The organism is Kitasatospora sp. NRRL B-11411, assembly GCF_000721345.1.
Classification (GTDB): domain Bacteria; phylum Actinomycetota; class Actinomycetes; order Streptomycetales; family Streptomycetaceae; genus Kitasatospora; species Kitasatospora cineracea.
Genome location: NZ_JOGH01000041.1, coordinates 1 through 26,731, shown reverse-complemented (window position 1 = coordinate 26,731; position 26,731 = coordinate 1). Strand labels below are relative to the sequence as shown.

The 26,731-nt window shown below is 74.4% G+C and carries 29 protein-coding genes; 12 read left to right on the top strand and 17 right to left on the bottom strand.

Annotated features, from left to right (window positions below; genetic code table 11):
* Positions 1 to 136: 136 nt before the first annotated feature.
* Positions 137 to 1,318: a quinolinate synthase NadA gene (nadA, locus tag IH44_RS0119790; protein ID WP_030460958.1), complete on the top strand. Its 1,182-nt coding sequence runs from the start codon at positions 137 to 139 to the stop codon at positions 1,316 to 1,318.
* A gap of 98 nt (positions 1,319 to 1,416) precedes the next feature.
* On the opposite strand, the gene IH44_RS0119785 is transcribed toward nadA, so the two are convergent.
* Complete coding sequence (locus tag IH44_RS0119785) at positions 1,417 to 1,710, bottom strand: hypothetical protein (RefSeq protein WP_030460957.1); 294 nt, start codon at positions 1,708 to 1,710, stop codon at positions 1,417 to 1,419.
* A gap of 27 nt (positions 1,711 to 1,737) precedes the next feature.
* A complete protein-coding gene (locus IH44_RS0119780) occupies positions 1,738 to 2,526 on the bottom strand; it encodes a PspA/IM30 family protein (RefSeq protein WP_081966988.1) in 789 nt (262 codons plus the stop codon).
* Positions 2,527 to 2,730: 204 nt separating this feature from the next.
* On the opposite strand from IH44_RS0119780, the gene IH44_RS0119775 reads away from it, so the two are divergent.
* Positions 2,731 to 3,333 carry a DUF3043 domain-containing protein gene (locus tag IH44_RS0119775; RefSeq protein WP_030460955.1) on the top strand — a complete coding sequence of 201 codons (603 nt, stop codon included), beginning with the start codon at positions 2,731 to 2,733 and terminating at the stop codon, positions 3,331 to 3,333.
* Positions 3,334 to 3,542: 209 nt separating this feature from the next.
* On the top strand, positions 3,543 to 4,235 hold the full coding sequence (locus tag IH44_RS0119770) for a bifunctional 2-polyprenyl-6-hydroxyphenol methylase/3-demethylubiquinol 3-O-methyltransferase UbiG (protein WP_030460954.1): 693 nt from the start codon (positions 3,543 to 3,545) through the stop codon (positions 4,233 to 4,235).
* A gap of 27 nt (positions 4,236 to 4,262) precedes the next feature.
* Here IH44_RS0119770 and IH44_RS0119765 read toward each other — a convergent pair whose 3' ends face one another.
* Positions 4,263 to 4,463 carry a hypothetical protein gene (locus IH44_RS0119765; RefSeq protein ID WP_030460953.1) on the bottom strand — a complete coding sequence of 67 codons (201 nt, stop codon included), beginning with the start codon at positions 4,461 to 4,463 and terminating at the stop codon, positions 4,263 to 4,265.
* A gap of 92 nt (positions 4,464 to 4,555) precedes the next feature.
* Here IH44_RS0119765 and cobU point away from each other — a divergent pair, with 92 nt between their 5' ends.
* Positions 4,556 to 5,116, top strand: a complete 561-nt coding sequence (cobU, locus tag IH44_RS0119760) for a bifunctional adenosylcobinamide kinase/adenosylcobinamide-phosphate guanylyltransferase (RefSeq protein WP_051817084.1) — start codon at positions 4,556 to 4,558, stop codon at positions 5,114 to 5,116.
* Between the two features lie 11 nt (positions 5,117 to 5,127).
* On the top strand, positions 5,128 to 6,246 hold the full coding sequence (locus IH44_RS0119755) for a nicotinate-nucleotide--dimethylbenzimidazole phosphoribosyltransferase (RefSeq protein ID WP_030460951.1): 1,119 nt from the start codon (positions 5,128 to 5,130) through the stop codon (positions 6,244 to 6,246).
* Positions 6,247 to 6,558: 312 nt separating this feature from the next.
* On the opposite strand, the gene IH44_RS0119750 is transcribed toward IH44_RS0119755, so the two are convergent.
* Both IH44_RS0119750 and IH44_RS0119745 read right to left on the bottom strand, forming a co-directional pair.
* Positions 6,559 to 7,293 carry a hypothetical protein gene (locus tag IH44_RS0119750; RefSeq protein WP_030460950.1) on the bottom strand — a complete coding sequence of 245 codons (735 nt, stop codon included), beginning with the start codon at positions 7,291 to 7,293 and terminating at the stop codon, positions 6,559 to 6,561.
* Between the two features lie 144 nt (positions 7,294 to 7,437).
* Positions 7,438 to 8,688: an aromatic acid exporter family protein gene (locus IH44_RS0119745; RefSeq protein WP_030460949.1), complete on the bottom strand. Its 1,251-nt coding sequence runs from the start codon at positions 8,686 to 8,688 to the stop codon at positions 7,438 to 7,440.
* A 223-nt stretch (positions 8,689 to 8,911) separates the two neighbouring features.
* Between IH44_RS0119745 and IH44_RS0119740 the strand changes: the two genes are divergently transcribed.
* Entirely contained in the window at positions 8,912 to 10,150 is a 1,239-nt protein-coding gene (locus tag IH44_RS0119740; protein ID WP_157852399.1) for an MFS transporter, read from the top strand.
* A 112-nt stretch (positions 10,151 to 10,262) separates the two neighbouring features.
* Here the strand turns inward: IH44_RS0119740 and IH44_RS0119735 are convergent, their stop codons facing one another.
* Positions 10,263 to 10,433 (bottom strand): hypothetical protein, encoded by a 171-nt coding sequence (locus IH44_RS0119735; RefSeq protein WP_030460947.1) that lies wholly within the window; start codon positions 10,431 to 10,433, stop codon positions 10,263 to 10,265.
* Positions 10,434 to 10,564: 131 nt separating this feature from the next.
* Between IH44_RS0119735 and IH44_RS43685 the strand changes: the two genes are divergently transcribed.
* The 4 genes from IH44_RS43685 (at position 10,565) to IH44_RS42910 (ending at position 12,469) form a co-directional block, all read left to right on the top strand.
* Positions 10,565 to 10,738, top strand: a complete 174-nt coding sequence (locus IH44_RS43685; RefSeq protein ID WP_030460946.1) for a CsbD family protein — start codon at positions 10,565 to 10,567, stop codon at positions 10,736 to 10,738.
* Between the two features lie 55 nt (positions 10,739 to 10,793).
* Positions 10,794 to 11,087, top strand: a complete 294-nt coding sequence (locus IH44_RS0119725) for a hypothetical protein (protein ID WP_030460945.1) — start codon at positions 10,794 to 10,796, stop codon at positions 11,085 to 11,087.
* A gap of 63 nt (positions 11,088 to 11,150) precedes the next feature.
* Positions 11,151 to 11,498, top strand: coding sequence for a PadR family transcriptional regulator (locus IH44_RS0119720; RefSeq protein ID WP_030460944.1), 348 nt, complete (start codon positions 11,151 to 11,153; stop codon positions 11,496 to 11,498).
* Positions 11,495 to 12,469 carry a hypothetical protein gene (locus tag IH44_RS42910; protein WP_030460943.1) on the top strand — a complete coding sequence of 325 codons (975 nt, stop codon included), beginning with the start codon at positions 11,495 to 11,497 and terminating at the stop codon, positions 12,467 to 12,469. The genes IH44_RS0119720 and IH44_RS42910 overlap by 4 nt, the downstream gene beginning before the upstream one ends.
* A gap of 110 nt (positions 12,470 to 12,579) precedes the next feature.
* Here IH44_RS42910 and IH44_RS0119710 read toward each other — a convergent pair whose 3' ends face one another.
* Entirely contained in the window at positions 12,580 to 13,545 is a 966-nt protein-coding gene (locus IH44_RS0119710) for a GlxA family transcriptional regulator (RefSeq protein WP_030460942.1), read from the bottom strand.
* A 122-nt stretch (positions 13,546 to 13,667) separates the two neighbouring features.
* Between IH44_RS0119710 and IH44_RS0119705 the strand changes: the two genes are divergently transcribed.
* Positions 13,668 to 14,564 carry an NAD-dependent epimerase/dehydratase family protein gene (locus IH44_RS0119705; protein WP_030460941.1) on the top strand — a complete coding sequence of 299 codons (897 nt, stop codon included), beginning with the start codon at positions 13,668 to 13,670 and terminating at the stop codon, positions 14,562 to 14,564.
* Between the two features lie 3 nt (positions 14,565 to 14,567).
* Here the strand turns inward: IH44_RS0119705 and IH44_RS0119700 are convergent, their stop codons facing one another.
* From IH44_RS0119700 to IH44_RS0119660, 9 genes are all read right to left on the bottom strand, one after another.
* Entirely contained in the window at positions 14,568 to 15,446 is an 879-nt protein-coding gene (locus IH44_RS0119700; RefSeq protein WP_051817082.1) for a helix-turn-helix domain-containing protein, read from the bottom strand.
* 49 nt (positions 15,447 to 15,495) lie between these two features.
* Positions 15,496 to 16,380, bottom strand: coding sequence for a trans-aconitate 2-methyltransferase (locus tag IH44_RS0119695; protein ID WP_051817081.1), 885 nt, complete (start codon positions 16,378 to 16,380; stop codon positions 15,496 to 15,498).
* Positions 16,377 to 17,864, bottom strand: coding sequence for a 4-hydroxyphenylacetate 3-hydroxylase N-terminal domain-containing protein (locus tag IH44_RS0119690; RefSeq protein ID WP_051817080.1), 1,488 nt, complete (start codon positions 17,862 to 17,864; stop codon positions 16,377 to 16,379). The genes IH44_RS0119695 and IH44_RS0119690 overlap by 4 nt, the downstream gene beginning before the upstream one ends.
* A complete protein-coding gene (locus IH44_RS0119685; protein ID WP_051817079.1) occupies positions 17,861 to 18,421 on the bottom strand; it encodes a flavin reductase family protein in 561 nt (186 codons plus the stop codon). The genes IH44_RS0119690 and IH44_RS0119685 overlap by 4 nt, the downstream gene beginning before the upstream one ends.
* Complete coding sequence (asnB, locus tag IH44_RS0119680) at positions 18,418 to 20,247, bottom strand: asparagine synthase (glutamine-hydrolyzing) (protein ID WP_030460936.1); 1,830 nt, start codon at positions 20,245 to 20,247, stop codon at positions 18,418 to 18,420. The genes IH44_RS0119685 and asnB overlap by 4 nt, the downstream gene beginning before the upstream one ends.
* The gene (locus tag IH44_RS0119675) at positions 20,247 to 20,990 is read right to left on the bottom strand and encodes a hypothetical protein (RefSeq protein ID WP_051817078.1); all 744 of its coding nucleotides are present in this window, start codon (positions 20,988 to 20,990) and stop codon (positions 20,247 to 20,249) included. The genes asnB and IH44_RS0119675 overlap by 1 nt, the downstream gene beginning before the upstream one ends.
* Positions 20,991 to 21,157: 167 nt before the next feature.
* Positions 21,158 to 22,477 (bottom strand): UDP-glucose/GDP-mannose dehydrogenase family protein, encoded by a 1,320-nt coding sequence (locus IH44_RS0119670; protein WP_030460934.1) that lies wholly within the window; start codon positions 22,475 to 22,477, stop codon positions 21,158 to 21,160.
* Between the two features lie 69 nt (positions 22,478 to 22,546).
* Entirely contained in the window at positions 22,547 to 22,990 is a 444-nt protein-coding gene (locus tag IH44_RS0119665) for an NUDIX domain-containing protein (protein ID WP_030460933.1), read from the bottom strand.
* A gap of 28 nt (positions 22,991 to 23,018) precedes the next feature.
* Positions 23,019 to 24,785, bottom strand: coding sequence for an asparagine synthetase B (locus IH44_RS0119660; protein ID WP_030460932.1), 1,767 nt, complete (start codon positions 24,783 to 24,785; stop codon positions 23,019 to 23,021).
* Between the two features lie 247 nt (positions 24,786 to 25,032).
* On the opposite strand from IH44_RS0119660, the gene IH44_RS0119655 reads away from it, so the two are divergent.
* Complete coding sequence (locus IH44_RS0119655) at positions 25,033 to 26,424, top strand: hypothetical protein (RefSeq protein WP_030460931.1); 1,392 nt, start codon at positions 25,033 to 25,035, stop codon at positions 26,422 to 26,424.
* Positions 26,425 to 26,458: 34 nt separating this feature from the next.
* On the opposite strand, the gene IH44_RS49135 is transcribed toward IH44_RS0119655, so the two are convergent.
* Positions 26,459 to 26,731 (bottom strand): response regulator transcription factor (locus IH44_RS49135; RefSeq protein WP_030460930.1); only part of this gene is annotated, 273 nt, incomplete at its 5' end.

The window sequence follows — 26,731 nt, the reverse complement described above, 5'->3', positions numbered from 1 at the left end:
CTCCATCCCGGTGAGCGGTTCTCGTCACATCGACAGAACGGCCATCGTCAGACTGACGACAACCGGTTATCATAGATAGCGTCAGATAGACGAGAAGGCTGGTGTTGATCCGGCCGCACCAGGAGGGCAGCCGCCCGTGACCACCACCACCGAGACCTACGGCACCGACCCCGCGCCCTCGCCGCTCGCCCTGCTGCTGCTCGGCCGGGAGGCCGACCCGAACAGCGAGCGCGGCGTGGAGTGCCCCGGCGACCTGCCCGCCGCCTCCGACCCCGACCTGGTGGCGCGCGCCCGCGCCGCGAAGGAGAAGCTCGGCGACCGGGTCTTCATCCTGGGCCACCACTACCAGCGCGACGAGGTCATCGAGTTCGCCGACGTCACCGGCGACTCCTTCAAGCTGGCCCGGGACGCGGCGGCCCGCCCGGAGGCCGAGTACATCGTGTTCTGCGGCGTGCACTTCATGGCCGAGTCCGCGGACATCCTCACCTCCGAGCGCCAGCAGGTCGTCCTGCCGGACCTGGCGGCCGGCTGCTCGATGGCCGACATGGCCACCGCCGAGCAGGTCGCCGAGTGCTGGGACGTGCTGACCGAGGCGGGCGTCGCGGACGCCACCGTGCCGGTGTCGTACATGAACTCCTCGGCCGACATCAAGGCGTTCACCGGCAAGCACGGCGGCACCATCTGCACCTCGTCCAACGCCAAGCGCGCCCTGGAGTGGGCCTTCGAGCAGGGCGAGAAGGTGCTGTTCCTGCCGGACCAGCACCTGGGCCGCAACACCGCGGTGCTGGAGATGGGCATCTCGCTGGACGAGTGCGTGCTCTACAACCCGCACAAGCCCAACGGCGGGCTGACCGCCGAGCAGCTGCGGAACGCGAAGATGATCCTGTGGCGCGGGCACTGCTCGGTGCACGGCCGGTTCAGCGTGGAGTCGGTGAACGAGGTCCGCGAGCGGATCCCGGGCGTGACCGTGCTGGTGCACCCGGAGTGCAAGCACGAGGTGGTCACCGCCGCCGACCTGGTGGGCTCGACCGAGTACATCATCAAGGCGCTGGACGCCGCCGAGCCCGGCTCGAAGTGGGCGATCGGCACCGAGCTGAACCTGGTCCGCCGGCTGGCCAAGGCGCACCCGGACAAGGAGGTCGTCTTCCTCGACCGCACCGTGTGCTTCTGCTCGACCATGAACCGGATCGACCTGCCGCACCTGGTGTGGGCACTGGAGTCGCTGGTCGAGGGCCGGGTGCCGAACGTGATCACGGTGGACGCCGAGACCGAGAAGCACGCCAAGGCCGCGCTGGACCGGATGCTGGCCCTGCCGTAACGATTCGCCCCGCGCCCGCGGGGTCAGGCGGCGCGCAAGGCAAGAGGGCGGGCACCCCTTCCGGGGTGCCCGCCCTCTCGTCACGTGTGGCGCCCGAACTACTCCGGGAGGCCGGGGATCAGGCCGTCGCCCTCGTCCCGCAGCAGCTCGCGGACCTGCTCCAAGGACGCCTCGGCGTCCGGGAGGATCAGGTCCGACGGCTCCAGCGACTCCGGCGGAAGCGGCGTGCCGACCTCACGGACCGCCGCGAGCAGGCTGCCGAGCGCGGCCCGGAAGGCCGCCTCGTCCCCTGCCTCGACGGCCTGGAGCAGCTCGTCGTCCAGCTGGTTCAGCCGGTTCAGGTCACCCTCGGCGACCTCGAACTGCCCCTCACCCAAGACCCGCATGATCATGCTGGTGCGTCTCCCCTGCTGCCGGGCTTACTTGTTGTAGTTGATGGTCGGCGGCGGGGTGTCGTTCTTCCCCTGCTCGATCGCCTGCGGCTGGGAGGCGGGGGTGCCGCCGGTCAGCTCAGCCTTCATCCGGGCCAGCTCCAGCTCGACGTCGCTGCCGCCGGCCACCCGCTCCAGCTCGGCCTCGATGTCGTCCTTGCGGCCGAGGCCGCTGGCGTCGTCGAGCGCGCCGGAGGCCAGCAGCTCGTCGATCGCGCCCGCGCGGGCCTGCATCTGCGCGGTCTTGTCCTCCGCGCGCTGGATCGCCAGGCCGACGTCGCCCATCTCCTCGGAGATGCCGGAGAAGGACTCCGCGATCCGGGTCTGCGCCTGGGCCGCGGTGTAGGTGGCCTTGATGGTCTCCTTCTTGGTGCGGAAGGCGTCCACCTTGGCCTGGAGGCGCTGGGAGGCGAGCGTGAGCTTCTCCTCCTCGCCCTGCAGGGCCTGGTACTGCGTCTCCAGGTCGGTGATCTGGGACTGCAGGTTGGCCTTGCGGCTGAGCGCCTCGCGGGCCAGGTCCTCGCGGCCGAGGGACAGCGCCTTGCGGCCCTGGTCCTCGTACTTGGAGGACTGCTGCTGCAGCTGGGTCAGCTGGAGCTCCAGGCGCTTGCGGGAGGTGGCCACGTCGGCGACGCCCCTGCGCACCTTCTGCAGCAGTTCCAGCTGCTTCTGGTAGGAGTAGTCGAGCGTTTCGCGCGGGTCCTCCGCCCGGTCCAAGGCCTTGTTCGCCTTGGAGCGGAAGATCAGCCCCATACGCTTCATGATTCCGTCGCTCATGGGCCTCGATAGCCCCCTTCTTCGGGCCTGGGTTTGCGTCTCGTGACAGGTCGAGTGTATGCGCGGCGGGGTCCCCGGCGCAGTGCACCAGCCTGCAACAATGCTGCTACGGCGGACGGCCGTTCGGCATCGTCCTCAGGATCGATATCGGTTCGCGTCCGGGGGCGCGCCGGAAAGCCGCCGGTCAACCCGTACGCTGGGAGTGTGTTTCGACGCCGCTCTGATGAATCCGCCGCCTCCTCCTCCACCGTCACGCTGACGAAGGAGGCCGAGAAGCAGGCCCGCGACCCGCAGGCTCCCAAGGGCCGGCCCACGCCCAAGCGCAGTGAGGCCGAGGCCCACCGGAAGACCCGGGTCTCCGTCCCGAAGGACCGCAAGGAGGCCGCCAAGCAGGCCCGCGAGCGGATGCGCGCGGAGCGCGAGAAGCAGCGCACCGCGCTGCTGGAGGGCGACGAGCGCGCCCTGCCGCCGCGCGACAAGGGCCCGGTGCGGCGCTACGTCCGCGACTTCATCGACTCCCGCTGGGCCGCGGCCGAGTTCTTCCTGCCGTACGCGGTGGTGGTGCTGGTGCTCAGCATCACCAAGGTCAACTACCTGCAGCTGCTCTCCACGCTGCTGTTCATGGTCTTCTTCGTGGTGGTCATCCTGGACTTCGTCCGGATCGGCCTCCAGCTGCGCAAGGGCCTGGCCACCCGCTTCCCGAACGAGAACACCCGCGGCGCGGTCATGTACGGCCTGATGCGCACCCTGCAGATGCGCCGGCTGCGGCTGCCCAAGCCGATGGTCAAGCGGGGCGAGCGGCCCTGACCGCGGAAGCCGTCCCGCCGTACTGGGCCCCGCCCGCGCAGCAGCCGGTCGGGGCCCTCGGCGCACCGGGCGTACCGGCACAGCACGGGTACGGGGCGCCGCAGGGGCGGCACGGACGGCTGCCGGCCCGGGGCGGGCCGTACCACAGCGGGGCGGGCGAGTGGCTGGAGCGGCACGGCGGGCTGCACAACCTGGTCCGCCACGAGCTGGTGACCCGCCAGCTCGCCGAGCAGCTCACCCGCGGCATCGCGCTGCGGGTGCTGGACGTGGGCTGCGCCGAGGGCACCCAGGCGCTGCGGCTGGCCCGGGCCGGTCACTTCGTCACCGGCATCGACCCGGACCCGGCCACCCTGGGCCTGGCCCAGCAGGCGCTGTCCGCCGAGCCCCCGGAGGTGCGCGAGCGCGTCCAGCTGCTCACCGGCGACGGCCACCAGGTCGGGCGCTGGTTCGGGCCGCGCAGCTTCGACCTGGTGCTCTGCCACGGCACCCTGATGTACCTGCCGGACCCGGACCCGATGCTGGCCTCGGTGGCCCGGATCCTGGCCCCCGGCGGGCTGCTCTCGCTGCTGGTCCGCAACGGCGACGCGCTGGCCATGCGGACCGGGCTGATGGGCGACTGGCGGGCCTGCCAGGAGGCCTTCGACTCCACCCGCTACACCAACCGCCTGGGCCTGCCCGCCCGCGCCGACCGGCTCGCCGAGCTCTCCGGCACGCTGGCCGGCTTCGCCGTCCCGGTCCGGCACTGGTACGGGGTGCGGGTGTTCACCGACACCATGCCGGACGAGGCCGCCCCGGTCGACGGCCGGCAGCTCGCCCAGCTGCTGGACGCCGAGGAGCGGGCCGGCCGGCAGGACCCGTACCGGCAGGTCGCCGCGCTGCTGCACGTCGTCGCCGGGAAGTGACGCCGGGGGCGGGGCGCTGACGGGGCGTCAGGCCTCGTGCAGGCTCATCGGGTAGACGTCCCGCCCGTCCTCGACCAGGACCACCCGGTCCACCCCGTCCTCCAGCAGCGCCTTCCACTCCTCGCCGATCCAGGACTCGGCGTCCCCCTGGCTGGAGAACTCCTCGGCGCCGTTCGCCGGCTCCACCACGGTGCCGTCGCTCTTCTCGTACCGCCAGGTCCACACCATGCCGGGCTCCTCCGCGAATCGTGCCACTGGGATCGTGACGGTAGCGTGCCCACCCCGCGAGGGGGCGAAGCTCCGTCCGGCAGGATGATCGCATGGCACTCCCCCGCACCCTGCTCCTCGGCGGCGCCCGCTCCGGCAAGTCCACCCATGCCGAGCGGCTGCTCGCCGACCGTTCCGACGTGCTGTACGTGGCCACCTCCGGGCGGCGGGACGGCGACGCCGACTGGGCCCGGCGGGTCGACCTGCACCGGGCCCGGCGGCCGGAGACCTGGCGGACCGCCGAGACCTGCGAGCTGGAGGCGGTGCTGGCCGACGACCGCGACCGGGCGCCGGTGCTGATCGACTGCCTGGCGCTGTGGCTGACCGCGGTCATGGACGAGCACCGGGCCTGGGAGGACGAGGTCTGGCTGGACGGCGGGCAGCGGGCGGTCGAGGAGCGCTGCGCGGCCCTGGCCGCGGCCTGGGCCGGGACCGCCCGGGAGGTGGTCGCGGTCTCCAACGAGGTCGGGATGGGCGTGGTGCCCGCCACCGCCGCCGGACGGCGCTTCCGGGACACCCTCGGGCGGCTGAACATGGCGGTGGCCGACGCCTCCGAGCAGGTGCTGCTGGTGGTCGCCGGACAGGTGCTGACCATCAAAGCGGTGTCCGTGTAGATTGCCGACCGATGGACACCACCGTGGATCTCGACACTTTCTCCTCGCTCGTCGAGCGGCCCGACGAGGGTGCGCGACGCGGCGCCGAGGAGCGCTGGCAGCAACTGGCCGTGCCGCGCGGCGGCCTGGGCCGGCTCCAGGAGCTGGGGGCCTGGCTGGCGTCCGCCCAGGGCGAGGCGCCGATCCGCCCGCTGACCGGCGCCCGGGTGCTGCTGTTCGCCGCCGACCACGGCGTCGCCTCGCTCGGCATCTCCACCCTGCAGCCCCGCGGCGGCACCGCCGACCGGGTCCGCGCCGCGCTCGACGGCACCGCGCCGGTGGCCGTGCTGGCCCGCCGCTACGGGGCGGACGTCCGAGTGGTCGACATCGCCGTGGACGCCGACCCGAACGAGTTCCCCGAAGAGGTCGTCCGGCACCGGGTCCGCCGCGGCTCCGGCCGGATCGACGTCGAGGACGCGCTGACCGCCGAGGAGGCCGCCCGCGCCTTCCGGGCCGGCATGGCCGTCGCCGACGAGGAGGCCGACGCCGGCACCGACCTGGTGCTGCTCGGCGACCTGGGCGTCGGCTCCACCACGGTGGCCGCCGTACTGATCGGCGCGCTGTGCGGCACCGACGCCGCCGCCGTCACCGGCCGCGGCTCGGGCGTCGACGACCGGACCTGGATGGTCAAGTGCGCCACCATCCGCGACGCGCTGCGCCGGGCCCGCCCGGTGCTCGGCGACCAGCTCGCGCTGCTCGCCGCGACCGGCGGCGCCGACTTCGCCGCGATCACCGGCTTCCTGCTGCAGGCCGCCGTCCGCAAGCTGCCCGTCGTACTGGACGGGGTGGTCTCGGCGGCCTGCGCGCTGGTCGCCCAGCGGATCGCCTTCCGGGCCCCCGAGTGGTGGCGCGCCTCCGCGCTGACCGGCGAGCCCGCCCAGGCCAAGGCGTACGACCGGCTGACCCTGGCACCGCTGCACGAGGCGGGCGTCACCATGGGCGAGGGCGTCTCCGCGGTGCTGGCCCTGCCGCTGCTCCAGGCCGCGGGCGACACCCTCGCCGAGCCGGCCGCCGTCCCGAGCGCCAAGCCGCTCCCGCCGCGGGCCCCGGCCAAGCTGCCGACGGCGGCGGACCTGCTCGACCGCTACTGACCCCGGTGGGCAACGAGCACGCCCAGCAGGGGACGGGGCAGGAGTCGGAGGGCGCTGTGTCTTCGCCTGCCGATCCCGCGCAGTTCCCCGCGCCCCTGACGGGGCGTGAGGCGGGGCACGGGACGGACGACGGGCACGCGCAGCAGGAGGCGGGGGCCGCGGTGGAGGTGACGGTCTCCGGCGGGGCGGGCGCCGGGGGCCGGCTGGTGGTCAGCCCGTCGTCCACCAGCCAGACGCCGCACAGCAGGGCGGCGCCCGCGGTGCCGACCCGCAACAGGGCGGCACCGCGGGCGCGCCGACGCGCGGTCCGGCTCAACGGCGGGAACGGCGGCGCCGGCGCACGACCAGGTAGCCGGCCCCGGCGACCAGGGCGGCGCCGACCGTGACCTCCGCCGGGTTCCAGTCCCGCGAGGACCCGCCGGCCCCGGCCGCGACCCCGCCCTGCGGCGTCCGCCCGGGCCCGCCCGCGCTCGGCCCGCCGGAGCCGCCCGGGCCGGAGGGCGAGGTGCCGGGCGACGGGGAGGTGGACGAGGAGGGGGACGGGGACGGCGAGGTGCCGCCGCCGGCCGGCGAGGGCGAGCCGCTGGCGCTCGGCGACGGGGAGGGGCTGGTGCCGACGCCCGAGCAGTCGACCGTGAACACCTTGTGCTTGGCGGCGCCGTTCTCGCCCGCGAAGTTCCAGAACAACTCGTAGTGGCCGTCCGGCAGTTGCGGCAGCACCGGCGGGGTGAAGCCGTGGCCGGTGACCAGCGTGATCTGCCCGGTCCGCAGGTTCGTGGCGGTGCCGGTCGGCGGCTGCTGGTCGATGTGCCAGGTCACCTGCTGGACGGTGTCGAAGTCGAAGGCGTCCAGGTAGAAGGAGCAGACCTTCGGCTGGTCCCTCTGGTCGTCCGTCGGGGTGCCGACCTCGTGGATCTTCACGTCGCCGTTGTCGCCGGGCGCGGCGTACGCGGGGGCGGCGAACGCGGCCAGCGGCAGCGCGGCGGCGCCGGCGAGGGCGGCGACGCGCAGGGACAGCAGGTGCCGTCCGGCAGGGGTGGGGGCCATGGGAGCTCCGGGGGGAGAGGGACGGGGGACGGGCCGGCGCGCTGCCGGCACCCTCCAGAGAGTCCTCGGCCCCGTTCGGGGGCTCGCCGCAACACACCCGAACCGGTACGACGTTTCCCCCCGACGGCCCAATGGCGGCCACCGTCAGGCGGCCTCCCGGCGGGGGCGGCGCAGGCGGCGGGGGCGCAGGCGTTCGCCGCGGGCCAGGCGGCGCAGGCGGGAGAAGCGGGAGAAGCGGTCGCGGTTGGCGACGGAGGCGCGGTCGAGCTCCTCCATCAGGCGGCGGCCGCGGTGTTCGAGGTCGAGCTCGTCGAGGATGCGGTCGACCTCGGCGAGCAGCGAACCGTGCAACTGCCAGGCTTCCGGGCTCTCCTGGACGCGGCGGAGCAGCAGTTGGGCGGCGTTCTCCCGGCAGGACCAGGCGGCGGCGAGTTCGGCGGCCAGCCGCTGCTCGGCCTCCTCGGCGTTGCGGCTGACCTGGGTGGTGACCAGCACCGCGAAGCTCACCAGCGCCCCGCCGACGTGCTCGAACAGCTCCTCCAGGGCCACCGCGACGTCGTCGGGGAAGAGCCGTTCGCCCGGGCCGCGCCGCTTGGCCAGGTCGGTGAGCGAACGGGCGATCACCCGGATGACGACCACGCAGATCTCCAGGGTGTCCAGCCCGGTGCGCAGCACCAGCCGGGAGAGCAGGCCCTCGCTGATCCGCGGGTTCAGCCGCAGGCTGTCCTCGGCCTGGCGCAGCGCCCCGTCGACCTCGCTGATCGCCTGGTCCAACCGCCGTGCCTCGTACAGCCGTTCGGCGGCCCGTTCGACCGGGACGGGGCGGCCGAGCTCCTCGGCCAGGCCGAGCAGCAGGTGGCGGGCCCGGCGGGCCAGGTCCTCGATCGACTCGCCGGCCGTGTCGATCCACACCGGGGGCGCTATCACCAGGTTGAACAGCAGGCCGACGCTCGCGCCGATCACCGTCTCCAGCACCCGGTCCCAGGCCTGGGTGGTGACCTGCGAGACGCCGAGGATCAGCATCGCGCTGATCGCCACCTCCTGGACGAACTCGTCGACCCGGACGAACCGGCCGACCACCAGCGAGGCCAGGATGATCAGCCCCAGGCTCCACCAGGACAGCCCCACCACGGTGGAGAAGCCGATGGCGATCAGCACCCCGACGACCACCGAGTTGACCCGCCGGATGCTGGTGGTCAGCGTCGAGTACACCGTCACCTGCACCACCAGCAGCGCCGTCAGCGGCGCGGTCAGCGGCACCGGTTCACTGCTCAGCCAGGTCGCCACCACGTACGACAGCGTCGCCGCGACGGTGGCCCGCACCGTCTGCACGACGAACGCATCCCTGGCTCCGCGACGCACCACCGCGGCCACCGACTCCGGAACAAAGCGCATGCAGCCCTTCTATCCCTGCCGCGACCCGATCACACCGCGCACACGCTGACGGCCCGTCAGGGTGTGAGCCCCGGTCACAGGACAAACGCCTGTCTGGCTGCGGCCGCGGCCCGCCGCCCACGATGGCCGCATCGGACGCCCCTGTTCCCCGCGCGCGGCCGAACGCGTCCGCGGTCCGAGGACGCGCCGCGCGATCCGACGACCGGACGAGGTGGTGGTCGCCGTGAGCGACGTCTCCGACCTGACCGAACGCACCGACAAGACGGTGCCAGCCCCGGAGGCACTGCGGCCGCTGCGCTACGCCGGGGTGTTCGCGCTGCTGTTCCTGTTCGGCACCGAGACCTTCCTGGTCTCGCCGCTGCTGCCGACCATCGCCGAGTCGATCGGCTCCACCGAGGCCGCCGCCGCCTCCACCGTCACCGCCTACGTGCTGGTGTACGCGGTCTTCGCCCCGTTCCTCGGCCTGCTCAGCGACCGGTTCGGCCGCCGCCGCACCCTGCTCGCGGGCGGTCTGCTGTTCGTGCTGTCCAACGCGGCGGCCGCGCTCTCCACCGACCTCACCCTGCTGGTGCTCTCCCGCGCCCTGGCCGGTCTGGCCGCCGCGGCCGCCGGACCGGCGATCTGGGCGCACATCGCCGAGACCGCCCCCGAGGCGGTGCGCGGCCGCGCCCTCGGGCTCGGCATGGCGCTGTTCTCCACCGGCCAGGTGGTCGGCGTGCCGCTGGGCGGCGTGCTGGCCGGGGCGGCGGGCTGGCGGGCCGCGTTCTGGGCGCTCGCCATCGGCACCTTCGCGGCGATCGCCCTGCTCACCCGGCAGGTCGCCCCCGCGCAGGGCAGCGCGGCGGCGGGCGGGGCCGTCCGGGCGATCCTGGCCGGCTGGCGCGACCCGGTGCTGCGGCGCGCGCTGCTGGTCAACACCGTCTTCAACGCGGCCAACCTGGGCGCGTACACCTTCCTCGGCGCGGTCCTCGACCGCCGCTTCGACCTGTCGGTGCAGGCCCTCGGCCTGGTCGGCGTCCTGGTCGGCGCGGGCAGCGTGGCCGGTTCGCTGATCGGCGGACGCCTCGGCGACAAGGCCCGCGGCGCGGGCCGCACAGACCTGCCGCTGCTCGCCCTCTGGGGCCTGCTGCTGGCCGCGGGCATCGCCCTCGCCACCAGCGCCCCGGGCCTGCCGCTGTCCCTGCTGGGCGTGCTGGTCTGGTTCACCGCGAGCGGGGCCTTCGTCACCGACCAGCAGACCCTGGCTGGCAGCGTCGCCCCCGCCCACCGCGCCACCTCCAGCGCCTGGCTGACCTCGACCATGTACGCGGGCACCGGCCTGGGCGCGTGGGCGGTCGGCGCGTTCTCCGACGTCACCCACGGCGCCCTGCTGATCGGCACCGGCCTGGCCCTGGTCGCGGCGGCGGGCGCCTGGCTGGTGTCGCGCGGCCTGAAGCAGAACGCCGAGCAGCGGAACGCCTGAGCAGCGGAACGCCTGAGCAGGGGGAAGGACGACACCCCTGAGCAGGGGGAGGGACGACCAGGGGCCCGCCGGGTGACGGCGGGCCCCTGGTCGTCGACGGTCCGGAGACCGGTCACCAGCGGTACCAGCGGTGCCGACCGCCGGAGGGGTGCGTGCCGCGGGCCGCGAAGCCGATCAGCCAGACCACCAGGACGATCACGGCGACCAGCCAGAGGATCTTCACCGCGAAACCGGCGCCGAACAGCAGCAGCGCGAGGAGCAGGACCAGCAGTAGGGGAACCACGACGACCTCCCGGGACTCGATTGTCACGGCCTCTGCTGCCCGGGGCCGGGCCGGACATTCGGGGGAATCTTCCGGCGGATCCGGGGCAGCCGACCGTCCGTCAGCGAGGAACCGACAGCCGGGAGGCGGACATGGCGATGGGTGACAAGGCCGAGAACACCGGCGAGAAGATCAAGGGCGCCGTCAAGAAGAACGTCGGCAAGGCCGTCGGCAACGAGCGCCTGGAGGCGGAGGGCCGGACCGAACAGGCCAAGGGCGACCTCAAGCAGGCCGGGGAGAACGTCAAGGACGCCTTCCGGCGCTGAGCCGCCCGCCCGGCCGAGCAGGCCCCGGGCCCCGGACACCGAACACCCCTCGCGGGTGACGGAGTCCGGGGCCCGGCCGCGTCCGCGCCCCGCCCCCGCCGCGGCCTACTGCCCGGCCGACCGACTGCGCACCGAGGAGATCCTCACCCGTACCGGCCGCTACATGCTCGGCAACCTGGTCACCTCCGTGATCGCCGGCCTCGCCACCGCCGTGTGGTGCGCCGCCGTCGGCGTGCCCTACGCCGCCGCCCTGCCGGGCATCGTCGGCGCCCTGGTCGCCGTCCCGGCCGCGGTGGCCCTCGGCCTGCTGCTGGACGAGTTCGTCCTCCCGCACCTCGACCGCCGCTGACCGTCCCTCGATCGCCATAAGTAAATGATCGACATATGGCGACAGTAGTCCTAAGGTACTCCCATGACAGACCGTCAACTCCGCGAGCCGACCCGGCTCGTGCTCACCGCGCTGGCCGATGCCCCCCGGCACGGTTACGCGATCATCCAGGAGGTGCTGGCCATTTCCGGCGGCCGCACCAGGCTCAGTACGGGCACCCTCTACACCGCGCTCGACCGGCTGCTCCACGAAGGCGTGGTCCGGATCGAGCGCGAGGAACTCGTCGACAGCCGACTGCGCCGCACCTTCGCCCTCACCGAGCAGGGCCGGGACGTGCTGGCCGAGGAGGCCCGACGCCTTCGCCTGGCCGCCGCCGAGGCCGAGCGCCGGCTGACCGTCGCCCGCCTGCGCCCGAACGGAGCCCCCGCATGAGCACCCACGACGTACCGCCGGTCGCCCGCCTGCTGATGCGCCTCTACCCCCGCCGCTACCGGGCCGCCCACGGCCAGGACATCGCCGCCGTCTTCGCCGAGACCACCCGGGGCCTGCCCCCGCGCGCGGTGCTCCGCGAGCACGTCGACCTCGCCTCGCACGCCCTGCGGCTGCGGCTGCGCATCGGCCCCACCGATCCGGCCGGCCGGCTGCTGGCGGCCGCGGCGCCCGTCGCCCTCGCCCTCGCCGCCGGCCGCGTTCTGGCCTTCCTCCCGGCGCAGTCGTACGACGCGGTCCACCGGATCCGCTACCCGTTCCCCGCTCTCGGCCTCGGCAACGCCGTCGCGTCGGCGGTCGTGCTGCTGGCCGACAGCCTGCCCTGGCTCCTTGCGCTCGCGTTCGCCCTCGCGGGCCGCTGGCGGGCGGCCCGGACCACCGGGGCACTCGCCGCGCTCACCAGCATCGGCCTCCAACTCCGGGAGCCGGTGCACAGCCTGTGGCAGGTCTACTGCACGGCCGTCCCGGCGATCGTCGGCGCGCTGCTCCTCCTCGCGCCGACCGGCCTGGTGGACGCCACGGCGCGGGGCAGGCGGGAGGCCGCCGCCCTCGCGCTGGGCATCGCGGTCCCGATGATCGCGGTGCTCCACTACGAGGTCCCGCTGCTCGGCACCCTGCTCCTGTCGCGCGCCAGCACGCTCACGCTCTGGCAGTGCACGGTGGTCGCCGTGCTCCTGCTGCTGCGCCTGTCCGGGCGCCGCCTCGACGGGTTCCGGGCCGCCGGGGTGCTCCTCGCCGTCCTGCCCTGGCTGACGAACCTCGTGCTCGCGGCCGCGGACAGTTCGCAGCGGTCGCCCGTGGTGGCCCTGTACGGGGGAGCCTGCCTCGCCCCGCTCGCCGTCGCGGCCGCCCTGGCCGGAGCGGTCCGGGTCGGCCGCCGGGTCAGGGCGAACGAACCGTCCCGCCCCGCCTGAGCGCGTCCCCGCCGCGGTCACCCCCGGAGCCGCTACCGGGGGGGGTGGCCGCTTCGCGGGTCCCGGCTCCGCGGCCGCGCCCGTTCCGGCGGGCCGGGCCTCGATCCGGATCACCGGTGCGCTGCCCGGGCGCGGTCGGGGTGCCGGAAGGCGTTGCGGTAGGCGGCCGGGGTCATGCCGAGGTGGCGGCCCAGGTGCTGGCGGAGGGACTCGCCGGAGCCGAGGCCGCTGCGGTCGGCGACCTGGTCGACGGTGAGGTCGGTGGTCTCCAGGAGTTCGCGGGCGCGCAGCAGGCGCTGCTGGAGCAGCCACTGGAAGGGGGTCAGGCCGGTCTCGGCGGTGAAGCGGCGGGTCAGGGTCCGCACGCTGGTGCGGGCCCGGGCGGCGAGGTCGGCGAGGGAGAGCGGCCGGTCGAGGTGCTGCAGGGCCCAGACGCGGGCGGCGTCGAGCGGGGAGTCGGTGCGGGCGGGCAGCGGGGTGCTGACGAACTGGGCCTGGCCGCCCTGGCGGACGGGGGTGACGACGGCGGCGCGGGCGGCCCGGTTGGCGACGGCCGCGCCGTGGTCGGTGGCGATCAGGTGCAGGCACAGGTCGAGGCCGGCGGCCGAGCCCGCGCCGGTGACGATCCGGCCGTCCTCGGCGAAGAGCCGGTCGGCGTCCACCCGGACGGCGGGGAAGGCGCGTTGCAGTTCGTCGGCGAGGGCCCAGTGGGTGGTGGCGGTGCGGCCGTCCAGCAGTCCGGCCTGGGCGAGGACGAAGGCGCCGGTGCAGATCGAGGCGATCCGCTTGCCCGCGGCGGCGGCCTCCCGCAGGGCGTCCAGCGCGGCCGGGTCGGCGTCGTGGCGGCTGGCGGTGGAGGGGACGACGACGGTGTCGGCGGCGGCGACCGCCTCCAGGCCGTGCCGGACGACGACGTCGAGGCCGCCGTGGCCGGGCAGCACGCCGGGCACGGGCGTGCAGACCGTGACGGTGTAGCAGGGGCGGCCGTCCTCGACCGCAGCGTCGAACAGCACCGAGGGCATGGACAGGTCGAAGGGCTTGACGGGCGGGACGGCCAGGACGGCGACGCGGTGCATGGCTGGATCCTTGGACTCCGTGGCTATCGGGCCACTGACCCTACCCCCTTGCCGCAGGGCAGAGTTGGCCGGGCGGAGGGCCCCCGCGACCACGTTCCCCAGCAGAGCAAGGAGGCACCACCATGGCCGGAGCAGTCGTCATCGGAGCGGGCGCGACCGGGACCGCGACCGCCAGGCGGTTGGCCGAGCGCGGCGAGCAGGTCCGCCTGGTGACCCGCGGCGGCGGCGGGCCCGAGCATCCGGGCATCGAGCGGATCGCCCTGGACGCGGGCCGCACCGGGGAGTTGGCCGAGGTGCTGGCCGGGGCGGACACCGTCTTCAACGCCGCGATGACCCCGTACCACACCTGGCCGCAGACCCTGCCGCCGCTGTTCGACTCGATCCTGGCGGCGACCGAGCGGGCCGGGGCCGACTACGTGATGCTCGGCAACCTGTACGGCTACGGGCCGACCGCCGGGCCGGTGACCGAGCGGACCCCGCTGGAAGCGCGCACCCGCAAGGGGCGGGTGCGGGCCGAGCTGTGGCGGCGGGCCGAGCGGGCGCACGCCGAGGGGCGGCTGCGGGTCACCGAGGTGCGGGCCGGGCAGTACCTGGGCGCGGGAGCGGTCTCGCCGTTCACGCTGCTGGTGACGCCCCGGGTGCTGGAGGGCGAACTCGCCCTGGTGCACGGCAATCCGGACGCGGCGCACTCCTTCTCGTACACCGAGGACGTCGCGGCGGCGCTGGTCGCGGTCGCCCGCGACGACCGGGCCTGGGGGCGGGCCTGGCACGCCCCGGTGGTCACCACGACGGTGCGGGAGGCGGCGACCGCGCTGGCCGCCCTGCACGGGGCGCCCGAGCCGCGCCTGGAGCAGCTCACCGAGCGGGAGTTGGCACTGCTGGCGTTCGGCGACCCGCTGTGGCGGGAGTTCGCCGAGCTGGGCTACATGGCGGAGCGGCCGTTCGTGGTGGACGACGGCGACCTGCGCGAGGTCTTCGGGTTGAAGGCGTCGACGCTGGGCGCGGCGCTGGTGGGCTGAGGCTCAGCGGGCGGCCCCGGCCGCCAGCAGTTCGGACCCGCGGTCCGCCCCCGCGGCTGCCAGCTCGGTCATCCGGGCCGCGTCGGCGGGGGTGGACGGGGTGAAGAGCAGCACCAGCGCGGAGGGGTCGTCGACGGGGTGGAAGGAGCTGAGGGTGAGCCGGACCGGGCCGAGGCCGGGGGGCTCCACCAGGACGGTGCGGGCGGTGAGTTCGGCGACCGAGTGGCAGCCCCACCAGTGGCGCAGCTCGGGGGCGTCGCTCTCCAGGCGGCGGTAGAGCTCGCCGGTGCGCGGGTCGGCGAGGGCGGGGCCGGCCTGGGCGCGGAAGTGCTGGAAGACGTTCATGGCGAGCGGCTCCCAGTCGTGCAGGACGCCGCGCAGGCGGTGGTCGACGGCCATCAGCCACATCAGGTTGCGCCGGTCGGCGGGGACGGTCTCGGGGGCGCCCCACAGCGCCGACCAGGCGGCGTTCCAGGCCAGCAGGTCGAAGTGCCGGTCGAGCAGCACGGCCGGGCTGGCCGGCCAGGAGTCGAGCACCGGGCGGACGGCGTCGGCCAGCCGCCCGGCGGCGGTGCGGTCGGTGTCGGCGGGGACGGGCTCGTGGTAGCCGGCCAGCCGCATCGCGTGCCGCAGGCCCGCCGCGTCCAGCCGCAGGGCCCGCGCCACCGCCTCCAGGACCTGCCGGGAGGCGGTGACGCGGCCCTGTTCGAGCCAGGTGTACCAGGCGAGGCCGACGCCGGACAGCGAGGCGACCTCCTCGCGGCGCAGCCCGGGGGTGCGCCGCCGGGCGGTGGCGGTGAGTCCGACGTCGGCGGGCTGGAGGAGTTCGCGGTGGGCGCGCAGGAACGCGCCGAGTTCCTGGCCGGTGGCGGGGGTGGACACGGTGCTCGCTCCTCGTCGCGGGTGGTTCCCGGGGTACGTCGGTTCCAGGTTAGGCCGGGAGCGGGCCGGTTCCGGATCCTGCAACAAACTCCTCACGTGCCGTCAACTCCCAGCGCCGAACGGGCATGTGGCTGACGTGCCCGCGTTCGGACTGCCGCCGCCAGGCGGCCGCGCCGACGGCCCGGTAGAAGTCGGCGCGGCGCTCCTCGGGCAGCACCTGCGCGTAGTAGTCGCCGAAGGTCGCGGCGTGGAAGTGCTCGTACTGCTCGGCGGACTCCACGGTGACCACCGCGTCCCGCTCGGCGTGCCCGGCGACCTCCAGGTACGGGGCGAGGACGGTCAGCAGGTCGTCGACGGTGCGGGTGCGGGTGGCGATCGGCAGCACGCCGTGCGCGGCGAGCAGCGCGGGCACGTCCGCGGCGGGGGTGCCGAGCGCGGCGAGCGCCTCGCGCACCAACTCGTCCTCGCCGCCCAGGCCGTGGGCGTCGCGGGCGGGGTGGTAGGTGGTGAGCAGGAAGCGCCCGCCGGGGGCGAGGTGGGCGGCGACCCAGGCGAAGACCCGGTCCTCGACCGGGTACAGCCAGTGCAGCACCGAGGTCTGGGTGATCACCTGGGCGCGGTGCGGCAGCGGCTCGGGCGCGGTCAGGTCGGCCCGGTGCAGCTCGGCCCGCTCCCCGTACGGGGCGAGGCGGCGGCCGGCCTCGGCGATCCGGTGCTCGGAGCGCTCCAGGCCGACGGCCAGCCGCAGCGAGGGGAAGCGCTCCAGGGCGCTCTCCAGCAGCTGGCCGATGCCGCTGCCGAGGTCGATCAGCGTCTCGGGGCTGCCGGTGACCCGGTCCAGCACCCAGTCGCGGTCCTGGACCTGGCGCAGGCGGCTGGCGTCGGCGTACCCGGCGAGGGTGCGGGCCTGGATCTCGACGGCGGACGGGCTCACGCGCGGGCCTCCTGGTCATCGGTGCCGGTGGTGTCGGGGGTGTCGAGCAGGGCGAGCAGCCGGGCCCGGGCCTCGGACTGGTCGTGGCGGTGGTAGACGGTGATCCGGTTGCGGGCCAGGTCGCCGCGGTGGACGTACTCGTACAGGTCCTGGCGCTGGCCGAAGCCGTCGCCGGTCAGCTCCCAGGCGAGGCGGAACAGCCGGGACTTGCGCTCCACGTCGGTGCCGCGGCCGCGCATGTAGCGCTCCAGGTGCGGGCGCAGCCTCGGGTGGGCGAGGTCGCCGGGGGAGGGCTGCATCAGCAGGCCGGAGGCGCCGATCCGGCGGACGATGTCGACCGCCTCGCCCGCGACCTCGGCCGACCACACCCGGGAGGCGAAGGTGTCGCCGGGCGCGAACAGCCCGGCGTCGGTGGGCGCGCCGCGGTTCTCGGCGGCGTCCAGGAAGTAGCCGGTCAGTTCGGCGTACCCGGCCAGCCGGCCCAGGTCCTCCTGGATGTTGCGGAAGGAGTCGACGCCGATCGACTCGGCGAGCAGGGTGGCGGTGGCCAGCAGGGTGCGCAGCCGCTCCCGGTAGCGGATGTGGCCGACGTAGGCGCTCCAGGCGTTGATCCGGCCCAGGCCCTCGCGGGCCAGGGCGGCGTCGCGCAGCAGGAACACCCGCTCCCAGGGCACCAGCACGTCGTCGAAGAACAGCATCGCGTCCTGCTCGTCGTACCGGGCCCCGATCGGGTGGCCGTGGCCCCACGGGGCGGTGCCGAGCGGCTCGCGGGCCAGCGTGATCAGGCCCGGCGCGTTCAGCGGCAGCGCGAACCAGACCACGAACTTCTCGGCCCGGTTGTCGGTGAACGACGCCGACAGGTACACCAGCACCTCGTGCGCCAGCGGCGCCAGCGTGGTCAGCTGCTTGGCGCCGCGCACCACGATGCCCCGCTCGTTCTCCTCCAGCACCCGCAGCGCCAGGTCCGGGTCGTCCAGCGGGCTCGCCGAGCGGTCGATCTGCGGGTCGCCCAGCGCGTGCGACAGCACCAGGTCGTTCTGCGCGCAGTACCGGTACCAGGCTTCGGCGTTGGCCCCGAACCGGGGGTCGGCGGTGGCCAGCCGGTGCCGGAAGTCGTACACCCCCACCGCGATCGAGGCCATGAACGCGGGCGAGCGCCCCTGCTGGCCGAGCGCCTGGGCGTGCCAGAACTCGGCACTGCGCCGCTGCACCCGCAACTCCTCCAGCGTGGTGGGCGGTTGGTAGGCCCGGGCCAGCCGCAGCCCGCTCTCCGGGTCCTTCCAGGTCAGCAACTCGCGGTGCTCGGGCTCGTGTTGCAGGTCCAGCAGGCGGGCCAGCTCGTCGGCGGCCGGCCGGAAGGCCGGGTGCGACGCCGGATCGGCGATCCGCTGCCCGTCCAGGTACAGCTCGCGGCCGTCGTCGAGTTCGGCCCGGTAGCGGTCGCCGGTGAGCAGGCCGCGGGGCGTCGGGGACAGCAGGGTCATGCGCCGACTCCTCTGGTAGGGAAGTGAGTTGAGGTAGCGGACGGGGTCTCGGGGCCGAGCAGCCGGTAGCGGGCCGCGTGGTGCAGCAGGGGGCGGGCGTCGGCCCCGTCCTCGCCGGCCGCCGTCACCCGGCCGACCAGCAGCACGTGGTCGCCGACCGGGAGTTCGGCGTGCAGGCGGGCGTCGAACCAGGCCGCGCAGCCGGCCGGGACCAGGGCGCCGGCCGCTCCGGCGTGCACCGGCAGGTCGGGGAGCGGGCCGGCCGCGCGGCCCGCGCCCGGGGTGGCGAAGCGCCGGGCCAGCGGTTCCTGACGCTCCGTCAGGACGCTGACGGCGAACCGCCCGGAGTCGTGCACGGCGGCGGCCAGCGGGCTGCGCGCGGAGACCGCGACGCCGATCAGCGGCGGGTCGAGCGAGAGGGTGGCGAAGGAGGACACCGTCTTGGCGTACTCCTCCCCGCCCCAGCGGGCGGTGAGCACCGCGACCCCGGTCGGCCAGCGCCGGGCGGCGGCCCGCAGCGCGTCCGCGGTGACCGCGCTCCGCACGGGCGCGCTCACCGCAGGGCCACCTTGTAGGCGCGCAGCCACTCGTCGACCTGGACCAGGTGGTCGAGGCCGCCGACCGGGTTCGGGGCGGTGCGCGGGCTGGGCAGCGGGCGGCCCTCGGCGAGGTGGCGGCGGACCAGTCCGCGGTCGACCAGGTCGAAGACCGGGGCGGCCGGGTCGGCGAGCAGCTCGTGGGCCCGGGCGGTCAGCACCTCGGTGTAGCGGACCGCGGGGGTCGACGGGTAGCCGGACTTGGGGCGGTCGGTGACCTGCGGCGGCAGCAGGTCGCGCACGGCGTCGCGCAGCAGGCCCTTGGCGCGGCCGCCGGGCGACTTGAGCGCCCACGGCACGTTCCACAGGTACTCCACCAGGCGGTGGTCGCAGAACGGGACGCGCACTTCCAGGCCGACCGACATCGACACCCGGTCGACCCGGTCCAGCAGTGGCGGCAGCCAGCGGGTCAGCGCCAGGTGGAAGGTCTCCCGGACCTTCGCGTCCGCCGGGTCCTCCCCGGCCAGCCGCGGCACCGAGGCCAGCGAGGCCCGGTAGGCGGCCTCGGTGTACTCGGCGGGCCGGACCTCGGCGCGCACCTCCGGGCGCAGCAGCGCGGCCGGCGTGGTGCGGCCGTGCAGCCAGGGGAAGGTGCCGGAGGCGAGCGCCGGGGCGTCGTGGAAGTAGGGGTAGCCGCCGAACACCTCGTCGGCGGCCTCGCCGGACAGCGCGACGGTGGAGCGGCGGCGCACCTCGCGGAAGAGCAGGTGCAGCGAGGCGTCCATCTCGCCCCAGCCGGGCCGGTCGCGGGCCCGCAGCACCGCGTCGCGGGCGTCCAGCAGGTCGTCGTCGGGGATCAGCACGCTGGTGTGGACGGTGCCGATGTGCTCGGCGGCGGCCCGCACGTACGGGGCGTCCTGGCTGGTGCGCCAGGCGTCGGGGGCGCGGTCGGCGCTGCCGGGGAAGTCCACCGAGAAGCTGGTGATCTTGCCCTGGCCCTGGCGCTCCCGGGCGGCGGCGGCCAGCGCGGTGATCGCGGAGGAGTCGACGCCGCCGGACAGCAGGGTGCACAGCGGGACGTCGCTGGCCAGCTGGCGCTCCACCGCGTCGGCGAGCAGCTCCCGCACCCGCGTCCGGGTGGCCGGCTCGTCGTCGGTGTGCGGGGCCGACTCCAGCCGCCAGTACCGCAGTTCGCGCACCGCGTGCCGGGTGGCGAGCACCAGGTGGCCGGGGCGGACCTCGTGCAGGCCGCGGAACAGGCCGTGCCCGGCGCTGGGCGCGGCGGGCAGCGCGAACAGCTCGGCGACGCCCTCGGCGTCCAACTCGGCGGGCAGCAGCGGGTTCGCCAGCACCGCCTTGGGCTCGGAGCCGAACAGCACCCCGTTGGCGTGCCGGTGCCAGTACAGCGGCTTGATGCCCAAGTGGTCGCGCACCAGCAGGAGTTCCTCCCGCCGGGCGTCCCACAGCGCGTACGCGTAGATCCCGTTGAACCGGGCCGGCGCCCGGTGCCCCCACTGCAGGTGGGCGCGGAGCACCACCTCGGTGTCCGAGCGGGTCCGGAACACGTGCCCGTGCGCCTCCAACTCGGCGCGCAGCTCACGGGAGTTGTACAGCTCGCCGTTGTACGCCAGCACCGCCCCGGCGGGCTCGGCGTCCGCGAATGGCTGCAGCCCGCCGTCCAGGTCGATCACCGCCAGCCGGGTGTGGCCGAGCGCCGCGTGCCGCGACAGCCACACCCCGTCGGCGTCCGGCCCGCGGCAGATCAGCGTCCCGGTCATCCGGCGGACGGTGTCGGCGCGCAGCCGCAGGTCGTCCGCCCAGTCCAGCCATCCGGTCACTCCGCACATCAGCGCGTCCCCGTCCCTTCCTCGGTGCCTTCGGTCGCGGCGCTCGCCTCCCAGTGGCAGCCGTGACCGGTCGGACCGGACTGCAGCCGGTACGCCGGACGGAAGCCCTTGGCGCGGATGTTCGCCGACAGCGCGTGGGTGCAGTACGTGCACGGCGAGGCCAGCGTGATCGTCACGCCGCTGCGCCGGGCCTGCTCCCGGTAGTCCCAGATCGCGCAGTGCGTGATCGTCAGCTCGGCCTTCTCCCGTCCGGGCGGCCGTTCGTCGTCGAACTCGTACTCGGAGCCGTACAGTTCGGCCTGCCGGGCGATCCGGTGGATCGGGTCCGCCGCGCCCCGGCCGTGGTCCGGCTCGACGGTGCGGTGCACCTCGGCGTTGGACGCCGCCCACGCCTCCAGCACCTGCTCGCCGTAGCGGCGCACCAGGAAGCGCTCCATCAGCGCCTGGCCGCGGAAGAACAGCCGCTGCCACTGCGCGGACGGCGCGGACTCCTCCGGCAGGTCGGCGAAGATCTCGCCCTGCAGCGCGAACCACTCCGCCAGCTGCGGCTGGTCGTCCAGCGAGACCAGGTAGCGGGTCAGCCCGGCCTCGGCCTCGTGCAGGCGCTGGCGCCACAGCGCGGACCGGTCCGCCTCCGACATCGACCGGTACGGCGAACGGCCCCACTCGGCCCCGCCGTCCGCCGGCCCCACCGGCAGCACCACCACCCGCCGCCGCCCCGCGCCCGCCCCGTCGACGCCCATCAGGTGTTCTCCCTCCGCCCGGCCCGCAGGTGCCTTCCTGCCAGCCACGCTAAGGACCCGCCACCCGCCCCCAGAAGCCCCGAACGGCTACCCCGGGGGCGACCTTCGTCGCCCCCGGACGCCGCCCCGGGGCGCCCCTCAGCCGGGCCTGCGAAGGAGACCCGGGGTCAGCGGCGACCGAGGGCCCGGTGGGTCCAGCCCGCCGCCCGCCAGCGGGCGGGGTCGAGGGTGCCGCGGCCGTCGATGACGCGGGGGACGGCGACGCGGGTGGCGAGATCGACCGGGTCGATGCGGGTGAACTCGGGCCACTCGGTCAGGTGGAGCAGCAGCTCGGCGCCGTCGGCCGCCTCGGTCGGGTGATCGGCGTAGTCGAGCCGGGGGTGGGCCTTGCGGGCGTTGTCGAGGGCCTTGGGGTCGAAGACGGTGACAGTGGCGCCGGCTTGGTGGAGGGCCTGGGCGACGGCGAGGGCGGGGGAGTCGCGGATGTCGTCGGTGTCGGGCTTGAAGGCGGCGCCCCAGATGGTGATCCGCTTGCCCTTGATCACGCCGTCCAGTTGTTCGCGGGCGAGGTCGACCGTGCGTTCGCGGCGGCGGTTGTTGATCGCGTCGACCTCACGCAGGAAGGCGAGGGCCCGGTCGGCGCCGAGCTCGCCGGCGCGGGCCATGAAGCCGCGGAGGTCTTTGGGCAGGCAGCCGCCGCCGAAGCCGAGGCCGGGCCGCATGCCCCGGCGGCCGATCCGGGTGTCGTGCCCGAGGGCCTCGGCCAGCAGTTGGACGTCGGCACCGGAGGTCTCGCAGACCTCGGCCATCGCGTTGATGAAGGAGATCTTCGTGGCGAGGAAGGCGTTCGCGGCGGACTTCGCCAGCTCGGCGGTGGCCAGGTCGGTGACGATCACCGGCGTGCCGGACTCGATGATCCTGCCGTATGCCTGGCGGACCACGGCTTCGGCCCGGGTGTTCTCGTCGGTGAAACCGAGGACGATCCGGTCGGGGTGAAGGGTGTCCTCGACCGCGTGGGACTCGCGCAGGAACTCGGGGTTCCAGCAGACCTCGACCTGGTCGCCGGCGGGGGCGAACTCGCGCAGGATGTCGATCACCTGCGGGGCGGTGCCGACCGGGACGGTGCACTTGCCGACGATCACGGCGGGGCCGGTCAGACGGGGAGCGAGCCGGCGGGCGGCGGTGAAGAGGTGGGTGAGGTCGTAGGCCGTCTCGCCGGGCTTCTGCGGGGTGCCGACGCCGATGAAGTGCAGATCGGCGAAGGCGGCGGTCTCCGCGTAGGAGGTGGTGAACCGCAGGGCGCCGGAGCCGGTGTGCTCGGCGAGGAGCTCGTCCAGACCGCGCTCGAAGAACGGGGCCCGGCCCTTGTTCAGGGCGGCGACCTTGTCGGGGTCGGTGTCCATGCCGAGGACCTGGTGGCCGAGTTCGGCCATCGCGGCGGCGTGGGTCGCGCCGAGGTAGCCGCAGCCGATGACGGTGAGCTTCACGAACGGTGTCCTTCCGAGAGGGGTGCGGCCGCCGGCTCGGCGCCCGGACCCCTCTTCAGGACAGGGGCGTCAGGCGCCAGGCCGGACGGCCAGGTAGCGGTGGATGCCGTGGCGGATGAACGGCGGGACGGTCAGGACGGGCAGGTGCTCGGGGGCGAAGAACTGGAGCTTGACGCCTTCGGCGAGCGGCAGGGCCTGCTCGTCGCCGTCCCAGGCGCCGGCGAAGAAGGTGATGATCTGGCCGGAGCCGACGTCGTCCTTCGTCTCGAAGAGCTCGGCGAGGTCCTCGACGGCCAGGCCCGCCTCTTCGTCGAGTTCGCGGACGATCGCCGCGGCCGGGGCCTCGCCGGGGTCGCAGCCGCCGCCCAGCAGGCTCCAGTGATCAGGCCAGGCGATGCCGGCGATGTCGTCGCGCAGGTGCAGCAGGAGTTCGCCGCGCCGGTTGGTGATGATCGCGACGGCCCCGCGCGGGTCGGCGGCGGACGGCTCGTCGGGGAGAGTCTGGGAGTCCATCTGCTCACCGTAGTGAGCCGACGGCCCGTCATGCCGCCGTCTCCACCGGCTGGTCGTTGAACCAGGCCGCGGCCATGAGCGACTGCATCCGGGTCCGGTCGAACCGCCCGCCGGGCTTGAGACCGCCGGCCAGCAGCGGCCGCAGCGAACGCGGTGCCTGGTCGAGAGCGGAGCTGATCTGGGCCCTCGCCCAACCCTCCAGCGGGCCGGACAGCCAGCTCGGGACCGGTGAGGCGAAGCCGAGCTTGTCCCGGCTGCCCCAGACCTCCCTCGGCAGGCCGAGGGCCTTCGCCGCGTCCCGCAGGATCCGCTTCCCGGCCGCCGGCTCGCCGATCTTGTGCCCGATGGGCAGCCGGTAGCAGAACTCGACCAGGTCCCGGGCCAGGAACGGCGAGCGCCGCTCCAGCGCGAACGCGGAGGCCAGCTTGTCGCTGGTCATCACCAGCGGGCGCCAGGCCGTGGCCAGGTCCGCCAGCGTCAGCCCCCGGGCCAGGTCCCCGCCCGCCCGCCGGAGCGCGTCGGTGACGACCTCGCGAAGGCACCCGTCCGGATCCTTCCCGCGCAGGATGAGCCGGACGATCGCCTCTGCCGGTTCCAGCGGCCCGCCGGCCGGGTGCAGGAGCTTGGAGGCCAGCGGCCGGTAGGACTCCATCCCGGCGTCCAGCACCGCTTGCGGCCCGAACAGGACGAGCGCGTGGCGGACGTAGCCCATCAGGAACTCGTCCGGCCCCAGCCCGCCGACCACGACCCGCAGACCGCGCTCGGCGATCGCCCGGTAGGCCATGTGCTCGGAGAACGTGGACGCGTTGCCCATCGGGTAGTCCAGCGCGTGCATGATCTCCGGCAGCGCGCGGGCGAAGTCCTGGGCGGTCGGCTCGATCACCACCAGTTCGGCGCCGATGTCGCGGGCGACGACGGCCGCCGTCGCGGACTCGTCCAGGCGGTCCTGGCCGGGGTAGCGGACCGTGACGCAGACCTGTGGTCGCATCAGGTAGGCCAGCACCGACGAGTCGAGCCCGCCCGACAGCAGCAGCGCGAAGTCGGAGCCGGGGGCCCGCAGCGGGACGCGGTCGGCCAGCAGGGTGGAGTACCGGGCGAGCGCGGTCTTGTAGTCGCCCTGCCAGGGCTCCAGACCCTCCAGAGCCCACCAGGTCTGCTGGGCGAGCGAGCCGGTGGCGACGTCGAAGGCCAGCAGGGTGGCCGGCGCGAGGAGCTGGATGCCCTGGAACGGGGTGTCGACGCCGGTCGGCGTCTCGATGCTGAGCATCTCCGGGCGGACGACCAGCGGAGCGGTGCCGTAGCCGGTCAGGGTGGTGACCTCGGAGGCGAACGCCAGGCGGCCGCCGTCCAGGCGCCAGTAGAGCGGCTTCTCCCCGAGCCGGTCCCGCGCGAGGAACAGCCGGCCCTCGCGCGGATCGTAGGCGGCCAGCGCGAACATGCCGTCCAGCCCGGCCAGGCAGCCGGGGCCGAGCTTGGCCCAGGCCCGCAGCACCAGGTGGGCGTCGCTCTCGCCGGACTCCAGCTCGATGCCCCAAGCCGTGGCGAGCTGCCGGTAGTTGTAGATCTCGCCGTTGAAGGTGAGGACGACGCCGCTGGCCGGGTCCACATAGGGGCCGGGCCGGGCGGTGGTGTCGACGATCAGCAGCGTGTTCATGGACAGCACCGTCCGGCCGTCGGCCGAGGTCAAGTGCCTCGTTCCGTCCGGGCCGCGGTGGTGCTGGGCCAGGCCCATCGCCGCGACCGTCATCTCGTGGCGGGCGGCGTCCGCGCCGGCCAGTCCTGCGATTCCGCACATCTGGTGGTCACCCCCGAGCGTGAATCGGTGAAGGCCCCCACCGGAAGGTCTGTGGTCCGCTCCGGTGGGGGCCCGGGGCATCAGACAACCGCGTCCGACGGGGTCGGGGCAGGGCTCGCAGGGGGGCTCACAACTTGCGAAAGCGGTTCACCGCGAGCGGCGAAGGCAATACCCTCGGTGATCCGGCGTCGGTGCCGGATGTACGACTTCCGTGCAGAGCCGCGCGGGACCGATTGAGGGGGACGCTGTGGCGTCGACCACCCGCCGGGCCAAGCCGCCGAACGACGCGCTGACCCGGATGATCGAAAAGTGTGACGGGGCCAGTCACAAGTCGCTGGCCCTGCGCGTGAACCAGCTGGCCCGTGAAGCCGGGCTGACCAAGACATATACGCATACCTCGGTGGCGAACTGGTGCCGCCGCGGCATGGTCCCGGACTGGCCGGTGCCCAAGCTACTGGCCCAGGCGATCGGTGAACGACTGGGTCGGCCGGTGCAGTTGGCGGAGATCGGCATGGCGGATGCGCAGACAGCGGACGCCTCGGTGGGGTTGGATTTCCCGCGAGATCCCGCCGACGCCGTGCGCGTCGCCACTTCGTTCTGGAGCACTGTGGACCGCCGAGACTTCCTCACCGGAACGGGCTTCGCCGTCTCCGCGTTCACCACCCCTGTCACCCGCTGGCTGGTCACCCCCTTCGACGACGCCGCCGCCCACCGCGGCCGGGGCCGGGTCGGCGCCGCCGACATCGCCGAACTGCGCGAGGCTGCCGACGACGCCCGGCGGTGGGACTCGAAGTACGGCGGCGGGAACTGGAAGGCCAACTCCGTCACCGCATGCCTCCAGGAGCGGGCGGTGCCGCTGTTGAACGGCTCGTTCAGCGACGACGTGGGCCGCGAACTGTTCTCGGTGACCGCCGAGCTGTCCCGTCTGGCCGGCTGGACCGCCTTCGACGTCGGCCAGCACGACGCCGCTCAGCGGCACTTCATCCAGGCCCTGCGCCTCGCCCGGGCCGGCGGCGACGTCGAGCTCGGCTGCTATGTGCTCACCACGATGGCGATGCAGACCCTGCTGCGGGGCTTCGCCAGCGAGGCCATCGACATGACCCAGGGCGCCTTCCAGCGCGCCAAGGGCGAGGCGGCCCCCCGGGTGCTGGCCTTCACCAAGCTCATCGAGGCCCGGGCCCACGCCCGCGACAACAACACCAAGGCCGCCTCCGCCGCGCTGGCCGCCTCCGAAAGCCTGCTCGACCAGGCCCGCGACGGCGCCGGCGAACCCGCCTGGATCGACTTCTATCACCACGCCCGGCTCTCCGCGGACGCCGCCGAGATCTTCCGTGACCTGAAGAACCCCAAGGCCGCCCTGGCCTGGAACGCACAGGCCGCCGCCATGCCAACCGGTGTGTTCACCCGCTCCGTCGGGATGCGCCTGGCGATCGTCGGCACCGCCCACCTCCAGGACCGCGACCTCGACCAGGGCCTTGCCCTCGGCAACCAGGCCGTCGACATCCTCGCCCGCGTCCAGTCCACCCGTGCCCTGGACTACGTCCGCGAGTTCACCACCGCCCTCGCCCCCTGGCGGCGTGAACCCGCAGTCCGTGAACTCCTCCAACGGACCCGCCAGGAACTCGGCATCGCGGCCTGAGCCGGGTGGGGCGGTGTGCGGGGGCGGGGGGTGGTCAGCCGGCCAGGCCGTGGCGGACGGCGTAGAGGGCGGCGCGGAGGCGGTCGGACTGGCCGGTCTTGCGCATGGCCTGGGTGAGGTGCTTCTTGACGGTGGCTTCGGCGAGGGCGAGGCGGCGGCCGATCTCCGCGTTGCTGAGGCCGAGGGCGAGTTGGGCGAGGACCTCGCGTTCGCGGTCGGTCAGGCCGGTCTGGTCGAGCGGCCGCTCGGTGGGAGCGGGGGTGGGGTGCGGGCGGACGACATCGCGGTGCTGATCGCGCGGCTGACG